This window comes from Bacillota bacterium, from assembly GCA_012839765.1.
Taxonomy (GTDB): Bacteria; Bacillota; Limnochordia; order DUMW01; family DUMW01; genus DUMW01.
Window position 1 is genome coordinate 1 of sequence record DUMW01000082.1, and the last position, 16723, is coordinate 16723.

Consider the following 16723-nt stretch of genomic DNA (forward strand, 5'->3'; position numbering starts at 1 on the left):
AGTCTGTAAACGGCACAAACAGGCAGGAATGAGGTGGAGCCAAGCCGGTGTCCAACAAATGCTTAACCTCGCTGCCTTTATCCATGGTAATCGTTGGGACGAGTACTGGCAGCCAAAAATAGCATAGTGTACGGGGGTAGAGTGATGATTTCTACCTACGTTTTGTGCGTGCACCCCTGTCGTCGGTTCCCCTTGACAACGGCACGGTTATTAAGGATAATATGTAATAATCTAAGAAAACGGAAGGAAGCCGGAAGTTTTCTTCCGTAAAATATTCTAAACCCGAGGAAGGGAAGAGTAGCTCGGTGTCTGATCCCAGCGAGTCGGGGGTTGGTGGGAGCCCGATGATCAAGGCCGTAGTGAAGATCAGCCCGGAGGGGCCCGGTCGAAGTCCAGTAGGCCGGGACGTCGGAAGGCGTTATCATTCACCGAGTGGCACCTTTGGTGCTGATCGGGGTGGTACCGCGGGAAATTTCTCGCCCCCAGCAGTGGGGGCTTTTTTTATTATGTCAGTAGTTCTAGGGAGGATTATCATGGATTATCGGAGTACGCTACAGCTGTTAACGACTGACTTCCCCATGCGGGCAAACCTGCCGGTGCGGGAAGTGGAGATACAGAAAAGATGGGCAAAAGCCCGGCTTTATGAGAAACTGCAGGAAAAGGGCCAAAGGGAGGGACGTCCTAAGTTCATTCTCCACGACGGTCCGCCTTACGCTAATGGACACATTCATATTGGGACGGCCCTGAACAAAGTCTTGAAGGATATCGTTGTTCGTTCCAAGTCCCTCGATGGATATTTGGCTCCCTTTGTGCCTGGCTGGGATACCCACGGATTGCCCGTGGAACATGCGGTGGTGAAATCCCAAAAACAGCCGGAAACGGACCCCATCAAGTTGCGGCAGGCCTGTAAAGAGTACGCCCTGAAATTCCTGGATATCCAACGGGAAGAGTTTAAACGTCTCGGAGGTTGGGGGGATTGGGACAATCCCTATGTGACCTTAGATCCCAAGTATGAAGCAGAGCAGATCCGGGTCTTCGGGGATATGTATGCCAAGGGCAATATCTACAAAGGACTCAAGCCGGTATACTGGTGTATGTCCTGCCAGACTGCCTTGGCCGAAGCGGAGATCGAGTATCATGATGCCCATTCCCACTCCATTTATGTCAAGTTTACGGTGACGGATGGTAAGGGGGTGCTCCCGGAGGATGCCGCGGTGGTAATTTGGACCACCACACCGTGGACTTTGCCTGCCAACATGGCGGTATGTCTGCATCCGGCCTACACCTACGTCCTTGTGGAAACCAACCAGGGTAAGCTCCTGGTGGCCAAGGATTTGGCTGAACAGTTTGCCGGAGAGTTGGAGCTTAGCACTATGTCTGTGGTTGGCGAGTACCGAGGAGAGGAATTGGAAGGGATCCTGTGCCGGCACCCCTTGGAGGAACGGACCGTTCCCTTGATACTCGGTATGCACGTAACCTTGGAACAGGGGACAGGCTGTGTGCATACGGCACCGGGCCATGGTGTAGAGGACTATGAAGTGGGATTGAGTTACGATCTGCCCGTTTACGCTCCTGTGGATGCCCAGGGCAACTTTACCCAAGAGGCGGGTAAGTATGCGGGGATGAACGTGGCCAAGGTCAATCCGGTGATCGTCGAGGATCTGCAGGAAGCGGGGCTCCTGCTGAAGAGCGGCAAGATTACCCACCAATATCCCCATTGCTGGCGTTGTAAAGAACCGGTGATCTTCCGGGCGACGGAGCAATGGTTTGCTTCCATCGATGGTTTCCGGGAAGATGCCTTGAAGGCCATTGATGAGGTGCAGTGGATTCCCGAGTGGGGTAGCGATCGGATCGGTAACATGGTGCGGGAACGTCATGACTGGTGTATTTCCCGACAGCGGAAGTGGGGGGTGCCTATTCCCATCTTTTATTGCCAGGATTGTGGCAACACAATTCTAGATGAGAATACCATCGAGTCCATCAGCGCCGTATTTGCCGTGGAAGGTTCCGATGCGTGGTTCCGTAGGTCCCCCGAAGAGCTGCTTCCGGAAGGTTACGTCTGTGGGAAATGTGGTGGTAGCCGGTTCACCAAGGAAACGGATATCATGGACGTCTGGTTCGATTCCGGTAGCAGCCACCGTTGCGTACTGGCCCAACGGCCTGAGCTAGGTGTCCCGGCGGATCTATATTTGGAAGGAAGTGACCAGCATCGGGGCTGGTTCCAGTCGTCGCTGTTGACCGCCGTAGCTACGTCTGGTAAACCGCCTTACAAAGCCGTCCTCACCCACGGTTTCATCGTGGACGCGGAAGGGAACAAGATGTCCAAATCCCTGGGTAACGTGATGGCACCTGATGAGGTCATCAAGAAATATGGGGCCGATGTGTTCCGTCTCTGGGTGGCCTCCTCCGATTACCGCCACGATATTCGGATCTCTGATACGATCCTTGGTCAGATGGCCGAAGCATACCGGCGGATTCGAAATACCGCCCGCTTCTTGTTGGGTAACCTCCATGATTTCTCCCCAGCTAAGGACGGGGTACCCATGGAGGAATTGTCTCCCCTGGACAAATGGGCTCTGATGCGGGTGAACGAAGTGGCGGCCCGGGTCATTGAGGCCTACCGGGAGTACGACTTCCACATTGTGTATCGGACCCTGTACAACTTCTGTGTAGTGGATATGGGTGGCTTCTATCTGGATGTCCTTAAGGACACCCTGTATTGCGATGCGGCCGATTCCTTCGCCCGGAGATCCGCCCAAACTGCGATGTACCAGATTTTGCTTAAGCTTACACAGCTGGCGGCACCATTGATTCCCCATACCGCGGATGAGATCTGGCAACACGCTCGGCAATTGGATCCTAGCCTTGAGGAAAGCGTGCACTTGACCACCTGGTCTGTCTCCGATGTGGATGAAGAAGAACTGACCAAGTGGGAACGTTTCCTGCGGGTACGCCGGGTGGCCATGAAGGCCTTGGAAGAGAAGCGAGCTTTTAAGGAAATCGGTTCTTCCAACGAAGCCGTGGTAAGCATGTATGTGGACGAAGAAGCCTATGGGGCCTTGTTGCCGTTCCTCAACGACCTTGAACGACTCCTCATGGTTTCTAAGGTCACGGTGCATCGCACCGATACGCTGCCCGAAACCGGTGTGTCCCTGGAGGAATGCCCCGGTGTGAAGGCGAAGGTAGAGGTTACCGACGCAGAAAAGTGCGAGCGGTGCTGGCGTTATCTAAGTAGTGTCGGCGAAGACGAGGAGTTTAAAGATCTATGCGCCCGCTGTGTGGCGGTGATCAAATCCTAACTATCGGATCTTGTTATGTCAGGATGACCAAGGGTTTCTCTTGGTCATCCTTGTTCTATTTGGTGCTTTTGTTGTGCCCCTACAGGGGTGGAAAAGAGGGTTGAGGTATGCTCGATTGGGGACCCTTCACACTAGTGGACTGTTCGGAACCGGCTCGCTGGTTACTGACGGCATTGGAAAGGCCCTGGAGCAGGCAGCCCGATGCCAATTACGTGGCCGCGGTGGTGCCAAGGGGCTTTGGGGCCTATGCGCGTCTTTTTCATCCCGCATACCTGGACACTAAACCGATATCCTGGTCCTTGGTGGCGGAGCTTTCAGGACGTTTCTCCCATGCCTTGATGCAATGGCATAGCATTAGTGTTTTCCCGGCAAACCATCCTTTGTTCAGCCGGCTTCAGCCACCGTTGTTGGGTCAGCTTCCCCAAGGGGAAGCCCAGAGGTTGGTAAGCATCTTGAAAAAGCATACCAAAACCCCGGCCCACTGCTACTTTGCCCTCTGGGATGGGTGGGGAATATCTGCCCTAGAACACATTGCTAAGGGCGCGGTCCATTTTCAATTGGCGGATCGGGGTTACTATCTTCTGCAGGGAAGTCTGGAGAGCATTGGTGCTAACCCCCATGTATCTTGGCTGGCTAACCTCTGGTGGCCCGAAGACCGAGCTTGGTGTGTGGCCACTGAGGTGGACCAGATGTGCACATACATCGGGGGAACCACTGGGTGCATCCAGGAAATCCTCGATGACCCCCAATTGGAAGTCTGGCCTGCCGCGCTGGATCAGCGGGTTGATTATGGTAGTGACCAGATTAACCATAGTGAAGGCTGAACCCAAGAGAATGCTGAGACTTGGTTTCCAGAAGGATTTCCGTTGATCGAGGCTTAAAAAGTACACCGGGCACCAAGACATAGGAGCCCGGTGTGATTACGATCCTCCATTAGGAATCAACCAATACGAAACAACTTCACTTCTTCGCCCGAGAGATTCACTTCCACAAGCCGTACCGTTTCTCTTGTCACCAGGTTTACCGCCTGGGGCTGATCCGGGTGGGTGAAGGTGGTTCTATTGGAAGCGAAATTGACAAGCAACAAGTAATGCTTGCCATCGGCGCCTTCCACTTGCAGGGCCCGCAGTAGGGGGTGTGTTGTTGCCAACTGGACGTATTTCTTTGCTTCCCAATTGGCTGCGGTCTTTTGGTGGGAAGTACCGGCCTGGATTACCGCGGCCAGGTCGTGGATGAGCTCGCCAGGATCCAGCGATCTTAGGCCTAACTGAACCGGATAGCAGATCTCATCGGCAAACAGTTGACCCCCGGTGCGGGAATTGTCGATCTTTTTGATGTCGTGGTGGTGTTTCAGTCCGATTTGGCGCCGACCGGGCCGATAGATGGCCAAAGATTCTGCACCGTAGAGTCCGAACACCGCAAGCTGATCTTCCACATTGAGCCATTGGCTTTTCAGGTCGAGAAGTTCTTCCGGGCTGCCGAAACCTGGTAACACCAGTTTTCCCTGTTCTGTATAGTAGGTGCGTTGGTTGCCGTTGAAAATGTCATTGGGAATCTGCAGAAACAGGCCCTTACTGGAGGCAAGATATGTTCTGCGATCGGGGTTAACGGCCCGCTGCAGGACAATGGCGGTGGCATCATCGGGGAGGGCCACAAACACCAGCTGTTGTTCCGCCACCACCTCCCCGGGCTGGCCCTCTGCGGCATGTCTTAAGGAATGGAAACAGCTTCGACCCCAGGTGATAAATCCCCCGGGGAATCCTTGTTTGTGGTGGGAAACGGGTCTTTGTTCATTGGTGGTGCCCAAACCCACAATCTCGCCCGACAGGTTCGATCGCCATTCCGCTAGGTTGCTAGTGGTTGGTGGCAGGCAAAGTCCTTGGGGAGGCTGGGCGGCGTCCCACACGAAGGAAGCGATCCGCCGTTTGCCCCTCTGGAGACAGGCTCCGTGGTAGTCATCGGACCAGAAAGCCACCGGTATACTGGGCTTTGGAACCTGGGTGGGCAAAGAGTGGATCCTCCGCCAGTAGGCACCCGTGGAAAGATTGACGGCCCGATCAGATTCCAATCGGGTGTAATAAAGAGGTGAAGTCTTGCTCATTTCCGCTAGACGGTGGGAGAGGAAGCTGCCATCTCGATTGACCTGTTGTTCTTTTTCCACCTGCTTTAGCCATCCTGCTTCAAAGGCGCAGGCCTCCCTATCGCCGAATAGATCTTCAATTAGCAACCAGGTGGGGATGCCATAGTCCTGGCAGTAACAGTACCGGACCCTGGTGTCACCGCCGATGCGCAGCAATCGGCCATCGGGGAAGGTGCAGAGTTTTATCAGTTCCCAAAGCTCCCGTACGTGCCGATAGAGGGCCTGGGGGGGTGTGAGACCGCGCTTTTTGTAGAAGAAGTGCAGCATCGCAATGTTGGAAAGACAGGTCACCATATAGCCAACATTGAGGTAACTGTGGTGATTTAGGGCATAGGAGGAGAAGAAGTTTGGTCCCACGAACCTTTCGGCCACTGGTTTTCCGTCTACGATCTCCTGGGAAAACTCATCCTCTGGTAGCGAGATCCCGTTGATAAGGAAGCGGATTCCCTTTTCCACATACTCCTTTACCCGCGGCGCATCGGGATACATAGCCGCGGTGCGAAGCATGATGGCGCCGTTCCAAATGTTGCTTTCGGGTTTGTTATTGCGCTCACTGTGAAGCAGCCCCGCCACAATTTCGTAATGGTCTAGTAACCAGTCGCTTTCGGAGATGAGTACTTTCCTCAGCAACTCATAATCCTTCGGGGTCAGGTGTTCCTCGATGGCTTCCACTCCGTGCATCATCCGCTCGATTCCCAGTGCACTGACCCAGGTATGGCCCCACTTGGTATCGTCGGTACAGCGATAACTCCCCTCGAGGTGACTTTCCAAAGAAAACCGCAGGGTCCTGAGCGCATATTCCAAAACCCTTTCCCGGGGCACCCCTGCCTGTGTTTCATCAAAGTTTGGGTCTGCAGCCAACACCGCGAAGGTGGCACAGGCCTTTTGGTTGGTCTGCACTCCCCAGTTGTTATAGCCGGTACCGTAACACATCAGGTCGGGTCTGTCGGGAATGGTGTAAAGGTACTTCTCTTGGGATTTTACCCAAGGTTCCAGTAGACGCAAATATGCTTGCCCATTAAGTTGCTGCATTACCATCCTTCCCTTTCGGTGATTTTTCCCAAGCTTCCGACTCAACCAATGGGAGATCGCACAAACGGATAGTGGAAGAATCCCAATTCCATGGTGCCATACCTTAGGCTAAGCTAGTGAGTAATCACCTTGACTTTTGCCCTCTGGTCTTCGAGTCCCGAGGTGGAGGAAGCCGTTCGGCGCTATGAGGAGCTAAATCCCGGTATTAATATTGAAATCCTATACAAACCCAATGAGGAGTATCGGCAGCACATTCAACTGTTGGCGGCTTCAGGGATGTTGCCCGATGTGATTGTAGTGGACCGGAAGTGGCTTCCCCAGTTCGTGGAGTTGGGTATCGTTCGGCCCATTGATGATCTGGTGGCCGCGGATCCCTATCTTGATCTGGAAAGCGATGTTACTGAGATCGTGTCCGGCACCTACCAAGGCAAGTTTTACGGGATTCCCATCTGGGGCGGTGTCTGCCTGATGTGGTACAACGTCCCCATGTTTGCGGAGAACGCTTTGCCACGGTCGGTGGACTTGGTGAAGGCAAACAACTGGACTTGGGACACCTTCCTTGAGGTAGGTAGGAAGCTGACCGCCGATTTCAACGGCGACGGGCAAATGGACCGGTTTGCGATTCCCCAAGTCTCTGCGTCGTGGGCACCCGCCTGGGCACCCTTTGTGTGGCAAGCCGGCGGGGATATGATCGGTGAAGATGGCTACACCATCCTCGTGGATTCACCGGAAACCATCGCAGGATTGCAGTTCTGTGTGGATTTGATGTGGGAGTACCGCATCGCACCCTTACCCTGGGAGAAGGAGAAGGTGAAGTTCTATTCCGGCACTTCTGCCATGGAGTTCGGGTGGGTGGCCACAATCCCCGGACGCACCATGAACTTTGAGATGGACATTGTCATGTATCCGGCGGGACCCGCAGGTTATTACCATTTGGCAGGTGGTTGTCCAGTCGCCATCAGTTCCACCACGGAATATGTGCAGGAAGCCTATGACTTTGCTAAATGGTATGCCATGGAAAGTGGTCTGCTTACCACGGTGGCTTCCATGGAAGTGATACGGAACGAATACCTGGATTACCTTGGGGAATGGGTGGCTAGTCCTGAGCAAGTGGTCCTGGCCATGTCCCATCCGATCAAGATGGAGCCCAATGTGCACCCCAAGGGTAGCAGCCTGAACAGTATTTGGAGTAAGGAACTGAACCGGGCATTCCATCAGGAGATCAGTGTGGAACAGGCGGTGGAGAACATCGTCGCCATGATTCGACCCATTCTGGAAGAAGAGTAAGAATGGGATGATCAGGGACCGCATCCTCAGGATGCGGTCCCTGCCCAAAGGGTTGCGTTTTGTAGCATCTACCGGTGGCTCGGTAGGTTAGACCGAGCCTTTCCGGTTGCAACATCAAGATTCGCTGGAAACCCGAAGCGATGTTCGGGAAGGGTTCTTAACCCTACATAGAAAGGATGGACTCGATGAGCACCAGACGACGATTAGGCACTTGGACTTTCGTACTCGTCCTATGGGTGTTGGTCCTGCACATGGGTTTTGGACAACTAATAGGAGGCATGTTTTCGATGGAAAGCGAGTTAGTACACGCGGCAGAACCGGTGATCATCCTGCGGGAACTGGACGCTGATGGCAATGGCCTTTATGACGACGTGGAGCGGAAGGCCATGCTGGAGGTATTGCAATCCTTCTGCCCGGAACCTGGAAGGCATTGTTTTCGACGTGGACAAAGACGGCAAGGTTACGGTAGAAGAACAGTGTCTGGATCGTCATCCCCTCTCCCAACTGATTTCCCGGGAGAGCGTGACCAATAGCAAGACTAAGATTCCATGGGCGGTCAACCTCTTTTCTGAGTGGATCATGTCCGGTTTTGTCCAGGAAGATGTGGAGGTTGGGGCCGTATCGGAACATCCTTCCCGGGGAGTTCTGAATCTGTCTCCCACCCAGAGCAATGTTACCCTGCAACCCCAAAAGACCAGTGCCAATGGTGGTGTGGAGTTTGCGGCCAATTCCGGTCAGTTCTTGACGATGGCCGGTCAGCGGGATGCGCGGTGGAACTACCGGTGGGGTGTGATCACCTTCCGTATCGATGCCAATACCGGTTCCGCCGAGGAGACGGTTCTGCTGGATATCAACCAAGGGCTTGGACCGAGCAAGTCCTCCCCCAAGGTTTGGTACAACAAAAAGGATGGCCTGTTCATTCAATTCGTGGGACGAGGCGCCACCGGGTTAGACCGGCGGATCATGAACGCGAAGAACGTAATTGCAGACGGCAAGACCTGGAATGTGGTAGTCTTCGGGATGCGGCAGGGACGTATGTTTGCCTCCGTAAACGGTGTAACCCTGACAACAACCGAAGAGCAGCCCAGTCGGTTTTCCAGTGAACTGGCCTATGATGCGAATTCCTTTATCGGAGACAACCGCAACGACGGCAATATGGCTTGGGCCTACGATACCATCCTGTTGGGTCAAACGGAGTTGACCGAGGCTATGGTAAGGAAATTGGAAGGTTGGGCGGCCCATCGGTTGGGCTTCCAGGCCAATCTGCCCGCGGATCATCCCTATCGGGAATTACCCCCGGTTTTGGATGAAGAGGACCTGCCCCGTCGTTACGTCCACGATGACGAGGCTTGGACTGCCTGGGGTCAGAGCCTTACCAAGAGCGTCACCCGGGTGAACACCGGCGGCGACCGGGTGGAACCGGAGGGTTGGGAACGGGTCTTTTTCGATGATTTCCGCGCCTTTAGGATTAGCCCTAGCACAAGCAACGAGGGAGACCTATGGCAAGCCCCCGGTTGGAATACTGCCGTGGGGAATGATGCTCGGCTGCTTCCACCAGGAGCCACGCCTGACGTCTATCCCCATGATCCTGAAAACCAGCTGCAGACCATTTCCATCGCAAAACAGGGCAATACTTGGTACGGCAGTGCCTTCTACAGTGTGAACGACCTGGGCCAGGGCTATGTCTGGTCTGGTCCCAAAATTTTCCGGATCCGTTGCATGTTTCCGAAGATCGCGGAGCATCTACTGCCCGGAGGTTTGTTCCCGGCCTTCTGGTCCTATGGGATTGAGTTCCTGTACTGGCGCACTTCCAACCGAATCGAAGTGGACTGGTTTGAGTTCGTGGGCACCAATGGTTACTATTACAACGGAATGTCGTCCCATCTGCACTATACCCATGTGAAAAACATCTTTGTCCGACAAAACGACAGCTACCAACGGTACAAGGTGTTCGGCGGAAACCTAACCCCCTTGGAAAACAACCTGGGTCTTTACGTCTGGGACGGTCAGTTCCATACCTGGGAGTTCGTGGTGGACGAGGATTGGACCTACGTGAATGTGACCATCCCGGATCGTAGGAGTGGTACCGAGAAATGGGTGGAAGTTTGTCGCTGTCCGACCCCAGCCTTGTATCTAGAGCCGATGTACCTGCTGGTGGACTATGCGTTGCGAGCCAATGATGGTCTGCCAAAATCGGAACGGGAAGACTTCGTGATTGATTGGATTGAGGTGCTGCAGAAGACAGAGCAGATAAACGCTATACCCAAACCCTTTGTGGCAAGGCCGCAGCTGGTGGGTGATGCCGCTGTGGGTGGCACCCTCACGTGTATCCCAAATGTGGAAAATGTGACCGATCTTCGCTACTACTGGTTTGCTGACGGCTATCCACTGACCTATGGCGCGGATCCCACCTATACCTTGACGGAAGTAGAGGTCGGGAAGACCATCCGCTGCATGGTGAAAGCCGTAGGTGCCCTGGATATGCCCGAAGCGTGGACGGAGCCTGTTTTGGTTAAGTAGGGATCGGGCAATAACGGAAGAGGAGGTGGTTAGGGGACAGGCAGAACCGGTAGCAGCAAGTATTCTACCGTGGAGGCTTTAGGGCCGATGGGCCTGGATGAACGAAGGAAATACAGGTTTTGAGGGGGAAACAGACAGCATGAAAACGATGCTGAAGAATGTACCACTGTTCTTGCTGATTCTGCTGTTGACCGTAGGGTGTTTGTCTTTGCCCACCGGGGACGAGGAACCCACACCGTGGGTGCTTCGTTACTCCTTTGATGACCCCAACTGGAGGGATTATATCTGGCGACAGCCCGGGGAAGCCACCGTGACCGACGTTGACGGTGTCCAGGCTGCCCAAAGACAGCAACCGAAAAACGAGAGCTGGGGTTGGGTTGGTGCCATCATCAATAATCCTGTGGAGATCTTTGACGAAAACATGGTTCTGCGTGTGACCTGGCGTGTTGATTGTGAAACCCGGACTACCTGTAACAGGGTGCAGGCCCTCGTGTACTACTCGGGCAGTGTGCCGAGGAAGATTAACCTCGACAGCCAAGGGGGACAGTTTAGCACTAACGAATGGCACGTATCGGAGATTCGCCTCACGAATTACGAGGAATTTCCCGTAGGTGCCATGGTTCACCGGGTCGATATTAGCGAAGAACATAAGAAAACAGACTCCTTCATCTCTCTGGCAGCCATCGAGTTTGCCATTGTGGAACCCGAAGAAGGGGAAGAGTGATTAGCTCAAACAATAAAAAGGAGAGAAGAGAAACTATGCGAACAAAGAATCTTTTCCTGGTCTTACTCCCGCTGATGGTGATGGTTGTGTTGTTTTGTGGTGTCAGTGCAACGGAGGTTATTCGCTTTGATTTTGAAGGCGACAACTGGAAGAACGTAGTCCTCGAGCCGAAGGAAGCCCAGATCACGACCATTGATGGTGTACCTGTTTGCCAGCTGGGCTGGAAAGGCAGCTGGGGTTGGGTGGGTGTCACCTTCCGCAATCCCGTGGATATTATTGATGAAAACATGGTGATGCGCATTAAGTGGAGGATCGACTGTTCCGACCGCAACACCATGAGTGATGTCATTCTGCGGGTGTACTATGGTCGTGATCTGAAGGAGTATTCTAATGTAAGGATCGGTAACCCCGGCGACTACACGTTCAACGAATGGCAAGTCTCCGAGGTCCGGTTGACCGACTATGAGCGGTTCCCGCTCTGGGGTAAGGTGTACCGGGTGGATCTGTATGAGCGGGGCAGCGGCAACTCCACATACACCCCGTCCATTGCCAGTATTGAGTTTCTGATCAAGGAGTAAGGGTATCACCTATCCAGACTGTTCTGCCCCACAAAATCATCGCGGTGGCCTGGGGTAGAGCGTAGAATATCTAGTTGTACACCCAGCGTGACAGAGAAAGAGTCCTTCCTCAGGGAGCGGACTCTTTCTTCTTTCTTTACCCATACCGCCTTTAGACCGGAGAGTCTATTGCCATAGGAAAACAGGTAAAGGGATCTCCTCCTAGACCGTCGAAAACAACCAAGAGGTCCTATGGTACAAGCTCTGCCAAGGTGGGAATAATGGGCGGCTGCTTGTGTGCGCAAGGGGGTGCCAGTATGGAGACAACACCGGTCAGTCTCCTTTGGCCTAGTGAAGAACACCTGGCCCGGGAGAGGAAGACCGCAGGCTTACCGGAGCAATTCATTACCGATCTGGATCTCGACAAGGTGGTCAGGGCCCTGAGTATTGATCTACGCAATCGGGAGTCTTTGCGGCGTATTCTGTACAGTCCCTGTACGGATCCAGAGGTGATCGAATATCGGTTGGCTATCCTCGAGGATTTCTTGAAGTTGCCCCGGCTGGTGTCCAAAATCAAGGAGCTTTCTCCCACCATCCGGCGTTTCACCTCCCTGAAGCAGCCCAGGCACATCAAAGGGGATCATCCCCTCCGACAGTTGGGTTGGCGTTTTGAAGCGCTGGAGCAATATGTCCATTGTACTCAACGGTTGCAACAGGTGCTGGCCCTGTTCCGGGAGGATGTCCGTTCCGAAGGTCTGCGCCGCTTGACCGATTATCTCACTGCCCTGGTAGAGAGTAAGGAGTTCAAGGATTTGGAAGCAGAACTGCCTGCGGTGCGGGTGCGGTTTATGAGCGTTTCCAGTGTGACCATCGGTCTTAATTTGGACAAGCAGCTTCGCCCCGTGGAGGCCACGCTCCTTTCCATTAACTCCGAGCCCTTTGAGCCCAAGTCTTTCTTGGGCAAACTGCGGGGCCTATTTGCCGACGGGAAGCAACCCCATGTTTTTCACAGCCTTTTGAAACGCCCCGATCTGGAAGCGGCGTTGTTCAGGGATCTAGACGGGGTCTTCCGAGATGCCCTCAAACCGGTGAGCAGTGCCCTCGCCCGGTTTACGGGGATCAATTCCCGTTGGTATGCGCAACTGGAATCCGAGTTCGATTTTTACCTCGGTGCAGTCAAGCTGATCAACCAACTCCAGGCCGCGGGACTACCCATGTGTCGCCCCAAAGTGCTGCCCAAAGAAGCCCGGGTTACCGAGGTCAAAGACAGCTATAGCCTTACCTTGGCTCTGGATCGGCTGGCGACTAACCCGGTTCGTAAACTAGATGAAGAGATCGTGACCAACGACATCCGTATGGGTCCCGAAGGACGGATCCTGGTGATCACGGGTCCAAACCAGGGCGGTAAGACCACTTATCTGCGCAGCATCGGCTTGGTTCAGGTGATGATGCAGGCGGGTCTTTTTGTGCCGGGCACCGAGGCAAAGATTAGCCCGGTGGACTGGGTTTATACCCATTTTGCGGAACAGGAAGGCACCGATAACATCGAAGGCCGCCTCAGTGCCGAACTGCGGCGGTTGGCCGAGATCTTCGAGACCGCGACCCCCTACAGCCTCCTTTTGCTCAATGAGTCCTTGGCCAGCACCAGCCCAGGGGAGAGCCTCTACCTGACCTTGGATATTATCCGGGCGGTACGTTTCTTGGGTGCCCGGGCTGCCTTTGCCACTCACCTCCATGAGTTGGCGGAGAGTATCGATGAGATCAACCGACAAGTGCCCGGGGACAGTCTTTTGGTCAGCCTGGTGGCGGGGCTTACCTACGATGAACAAAACCGAGCCCAGCGCACCTACCGGATCGTGCCTGCACCTCCCGTGGGCAAAAGCTACGCCAAGGATATCGCCCGGGCCTATGGGATCAGTTTTGAACAGTTGCGCGTCCGTCTGGAACGGAGGCGTCTGTAGCTCTTCTATTGATTGATATGCTTCCTTAGTCCGATGAAAGGATTCTTTTCCTTACAAGTTTTCCTTCCAGCAATCCTTCCCTGATGAACATAGTTCCCACAGGTTTACCCCGAACCTCCTGTAACGGATCCGGGATATCGGTTTTTCCGGAAGTTGAAGCGGAGAAGTGCCACCATTGGGGGGAAAGCTAAGACCAGGATCCACTGGGAGGGCAGTAGGGGGAAAACCGTGTCGAAGACCATTAACGAAGGTTTGGTAGCCACGCTTATCCGTCGCATCGAAAAACTGGCCATGCTTATGGAAAAGGCCAGTATTGCGGAGTACGTCGAGTTGTACCGCAATCCCCGCCGGATTATCTACCTCAGCTTTATCTCTGGCGTGGTGCGGGGCTTTGGGATCGCGGTGGGGTTTACGGTGGTGGGTGCGGCCTTCTTGCTGTTACTTAGCCGGCTGGCGTCCTTGAACTTGCCGGTGATCGGAGAGTATATTGCGGAACTGACGCGGATCGTCATGGAGAGATTGGCTACGGCGCCATAGTTGAAGGGGGAACGAGGATGCAGCATTTGACACCTGAGGATCTAGGTAAACTAAAACAGCATCTGCAGGCGTATCAACATGAGTTACAAAACCGCATCTCCCGCATGCAGGGAGAACTTAGCCAAAGCATGACCCAGTCGGTGGGCGAACTGTCCGCCTACGACCAGCATAGTTCGGATCTGGGTTTTGAAATGTACGAGCGCAGTAGAGACATCGGCCTCATGGACAACCTCAGGATGCTGGCCGGAAGGGTGCAGGATGCCCTAGAGGCCATCGACGACGGCTCCTACGGTGTTTGTGATGTCTGTGGACAGCCCATCGACGCAGACCGCCTTTGGGCGATACCCTACACTACCTTGTGCTATGCCTGCAGCGAGGAACTGCCTTCGAGGGAATCCCGGCCCGTGGAGGAAAAGGTTCTGGGACCACCCTTTGGTCGCAGCTTCCGGGATGAGGATGATTATACCGGGTTTGATGGCGAGGATGCCTGGCAGGAGCTGGCCCGCTGGGGCAACGCCAATTCACCCCAGGATGTGGGTGGTGGTGTTTCTGTCGATCAAGCCTACATTGATGCGGCGGAGGTGCGGAGTGCCGTGGAGGAGATGGATCAGTTCCGCCGACGCCCCCAGCGTTGAACCGGAAGGGAATATGTGCTAGAATATTTTCGGTTTCCGGCGTGGTTCCATGCCGCATTTTGAGCCAGGGGGTTAGGGTATGCTGTATTTTGCGCTTGGGGCAGTGGTGGTGGTACTGGATCAGCTGACAAAGCTTTTGGTGCAAGCCAGGATCCCGATGGGACAATCGGTGGCGGTGTTCCACCCGGTGCTATATTTCACCCACGTACAGAATCCAGGAGCAGCTTTCGGTATTTTCCCCGCTGGCTCCTTTCTTTTTGTCATGATAACCTTCATTGTGCTTGGCGCGTTGGGGTGGTTTGTGTACACCACGCGACCTAAGGATCCGCTGCTTTTGCTGGGCATCACCTTCAGTGCCAGCGGCGCCTTAGGTAATGTCATCGATCGTCTGCGCATCGGCAAAGTGGTGGACTTCATTGATATCCGCGTCTGGCCCATCTTCAACGTGGCGGACATCGCCATCGTGGGCGGTGTACTTCTACTCCTGTGGTACATCGTCCGACAGCCCAAGACACAAGGTGAACGGTGGTGAGGCGGTATTTGCAGTGAACTTGAACCTTCTGTGATGATTGTGACCACACCGGACAGCATCAAATTGCGTCTGGATGTTTTCTTGACCAGGCATCCCGATATCCCTTCCCGTTCCGTAGCCCGCCGGCTGATCGAAGAGGGTAAAGTGCTGGTCAATGGAGCCGCCTGCAAACCCAGTTATCGTACCAACTACGGGGATCAGATCGAGGTGTACGTCCCCCTGCGGGAGACCGACAGTGTGGAACCAGAGGACATCCCCTTGGATATTCTCTACGAAGATGCTGATCTTTTGGTGGTGAACAAGCCGCCGGGGATGGTGGTACATCCCGCTCCGGGGAGCGAAAGGGGTACCCTGGTCAATGCCCTCTTGGCCTACACTAACGAGTTATCTTACATCGGTGGACCGAAACGGCGAGGGATCGTCCACCGGCTGGATAAGGAGACTTCCGGTGTACTGGTGGTGGCCAAGAATGACATGGCCCACATGTGTTTGGCGGAGCAGCTCAAACTACGCACCGTTAAGCGGATGTATTGGGTTTTGGTTCAGGGGCGGTTGAGTCTGGACGAAGGGAAGATCGAGGCCCCCATCGGCCGTCACACCTTCGATCGTAAGCGGATGGCCGTGCGGTACAACGGTGGGCGCAATGCCATTACCTATTATTACGTTAAGGAACGGTTCCAAAACTTTACGCGACTGGATGCCCGCATCGTTACGGGTCGGACCCATCAGATTCGGGTACATCTGGCCTTTATCAATCACCCTGTGGTGGCGGACAAGAAGTACAGCCCCGGCGGGGCTACCCTCGGTTTGGACAGACATGCCCTGCATGCTTCGGAACTGGAATTCCGGCATCCCCGGACCGGCAAGCATGTGCACTTCGTTGCCCCCTTGCCGGAGGATCTGCGGAGGGTGATGGATGGCTTGTATGCCCTGGAGCCAAAGGAGGAGCAATGATGCTTAAGTTCAAAAAGGAAGTCCTGGACAACAAGGAGATGGATCGAGTCTTAGACCGGATGACCCACGAGATCCTGGAGCGCAACCGGGGGGTGGAGGAGCTGGCGGTAATTGGCATCCGTACCCGGGGTGTGCCCTTGGCCAAGCGGTTGACCCAGAAGCTGGAGGCGGTGGAGGGGAAGGAAGTCCCCCTGGGGATTTTGGATATTAACCTGTATCGAGATGATCTCTCCCTGGCCGCTGCCCAGCCGGTGGTGCGGACCACCGAGGTTCCCTTTGACATCACCGACCGGATTATCGTCCTGGTGGACGACGTGTTGTATACCGGCCGGACGGTCCGCTCGGCCCTTGATGCGCTAATTGACCTGGGCCGACCCCGGAAGATTCAACTGGCGGTACTCATCGACCGCGGGCACCGGGAACTGCCCATTCAGGCCGATTTCGTCGGGAAGGAAGTTCCCACCGCACGGACGGAAGTGATCAAGGTTTGCCTGGAGGAGATTGACGGTGAGGACAAGGTTCAACTCTTTGAACATTGTTAGGAG

Annotated in this window: 13 protein-coding genes and 1 other annotated feature; of the genes, 12 read left to right on the forward strand and 1 reads right to left on the reverse strand. The window is 54.5% G+C overall.

Features of this window, described 5'->3' with window-relative positions; all coding sequences use genetic code 11:
• The first annotated feature begins 276 nt into the window (after positions 1–276).
• Positions 277–487: a binding site (T-box leader), on the forward strand.
• 46 nt (positions 488–533) lie between these two features.
• Positions 534–3299, forward strand: a complete 2766-nt coding sequence (gene ileS / locus GXX57_08065) for an isoleucine--tRNA ligase (GenBank protein ID HHV44600.1) — start codon at positions 534–536, stop codon at positions 3297–3299.
• Between the two features lie 134 nt (positions 3300–3433).
• On the forward strand, positions 3434–4123 hold the full coding sequence (locus tag GXX57_08070) for a hypothetical protein (protein ID HHV44601.1): 690 nt from the start codon (positions 3434–3436) through the stop codon (positions 4121–4123).
• Positions 4124–4239: 116 nt separating this feature from the next.
• On the opposite strand, the gene GXX57_08075 is transcribed toward GXX57_08070, so the two are convergent.
• Positions 4240–6471: a hypothetical protein gene (locus GXX57_08075; GenBank protein ID HHV44602.1), complete on the reverse strand. Its 2232-nt coding sequence runs from the start codon at positions 6469–6471 to the stop codon at positions 4240–4242.
• Between the two features lie 129 nt (positions 6472–6600).
• On the opposite strand from GXX57_08075, the gene GXX57_08080 reads away from it, so the two are divergent.
• From GXX57_08080 to pyrR, 10 genes are all read left to right on the forward strand, one after another.
• On the forward strand, positions 6601–7758 hold the full coding sequence (locus GXX57_08080) for a sugar ABC transporter substrate-binding protein (GenBank protein HHV44603.1): 1158 nt from the start codon (positions 6601–6603) through the stop codon (positions 7756–7758).
• 441 nt (positions 7759–8199) lie between these two features.
• Positions 8200–10278: a hypothetical protein gene (locus tag GXX57_08085; protein HHV44604.1), complete on the forward strand. Its 2079-nt coding sequence runs from the start codon at positions 8200–8202 to the stop codon at positions 10276–10278.
• A gap of 139 nt (positions 10279–10417) precedes the next feature.
• Positions 10418–11002, forward strand: a complete 585-nt coding sequence (locus tag GXX57_08090; protein HHV44605.1) for a hypothetical protein — start codon at positions 10418–10420, stop codon at positions 11000–11002.
• A gap of 35 nt (positions 11003–11037) precedes the next feature.
• Positions 11038–11580 carry a hypothetical protein gene (locus GXX57_08095; protein ID HHV44606.1) on the forward strand — a complete coding sequence of 181 codons (543 nt, stop codon included), beginning with the start codon at positions 11038–11040 and terminating at the stop codon, positions 11578–11580.
• 296 nt (positions 11581–11876) lie between these two features.
• Positions 11877–13520 carry a hypothetical protein gene (locus tag GXX57_08100; GenBank protein ID HHV44607.1) on the forward strand — a complete coding sequence of 548 codons (1644 nt, stop codon included), beginning with the start codon at positions 11877–11879 and terminating at the stop codon, positions 13518–13520.
• Positions 13521–13811: 291 nt separating this feature from the next.
• Positions 13812–14057: a hypothetical protein gene (locus tag GXX57_08105; protein ID HHV44608.1), complete on the forward strand. Its 246-nt coding sequence runs from the start codon at positions 13812–13814 to the stop codon at positions 14055–14057.
• A gap of 17 nt (positions 14058–14074) precedes the next feature.
• Positions 14075–14692, forward strand: a complete 618-nt coding sequence (locus tag GXX57_08110; GenBank protein HHV44609.1) for a conjugal transfer protein TraR — start codon at positions 14075–14077, stop codon at positions 14690–14692.
• Between the two features lie 79 nt (positions 14693–14771).
• Positions 14772–15224: a signal peptidase II gene (lspA, locus tag GXX57_08115; GenBank protein ID HHV44610.1), complete on the forward strand. Its 453-nt coding sequence runs from the start codon at positions 14772–14774 to the stop codon at positions 15222–15224.
• Between the two features lie 33 nt (positions 15225–15257).
• Entirely contained in the window at positions 15258–16178 is a 921-nt protein-coding gene (locus GXX57_08120) for an RluA family pseudouridine synthase (protein HHV44611.1), read from the forward strand.
• Positions 16175–16720, forward strand: coding sequence for a bifunctional pyr operon transcriptional regulator/uracil phosphoribosyltransferase PyrR (pyrR, locus tag GXX57_08125; GenBank protein HHV44612.1), 546 nt, complete (start codon positions 16175–16177; stop codon positions 16718–16720). The genes GXX57_08120 and pyrR overlap by 4 nt, the downstream gene beginning before the upstream one ends.
• The last annotated feature ends 3 nt before the right edge of the window (positions 16721–16723 follow it).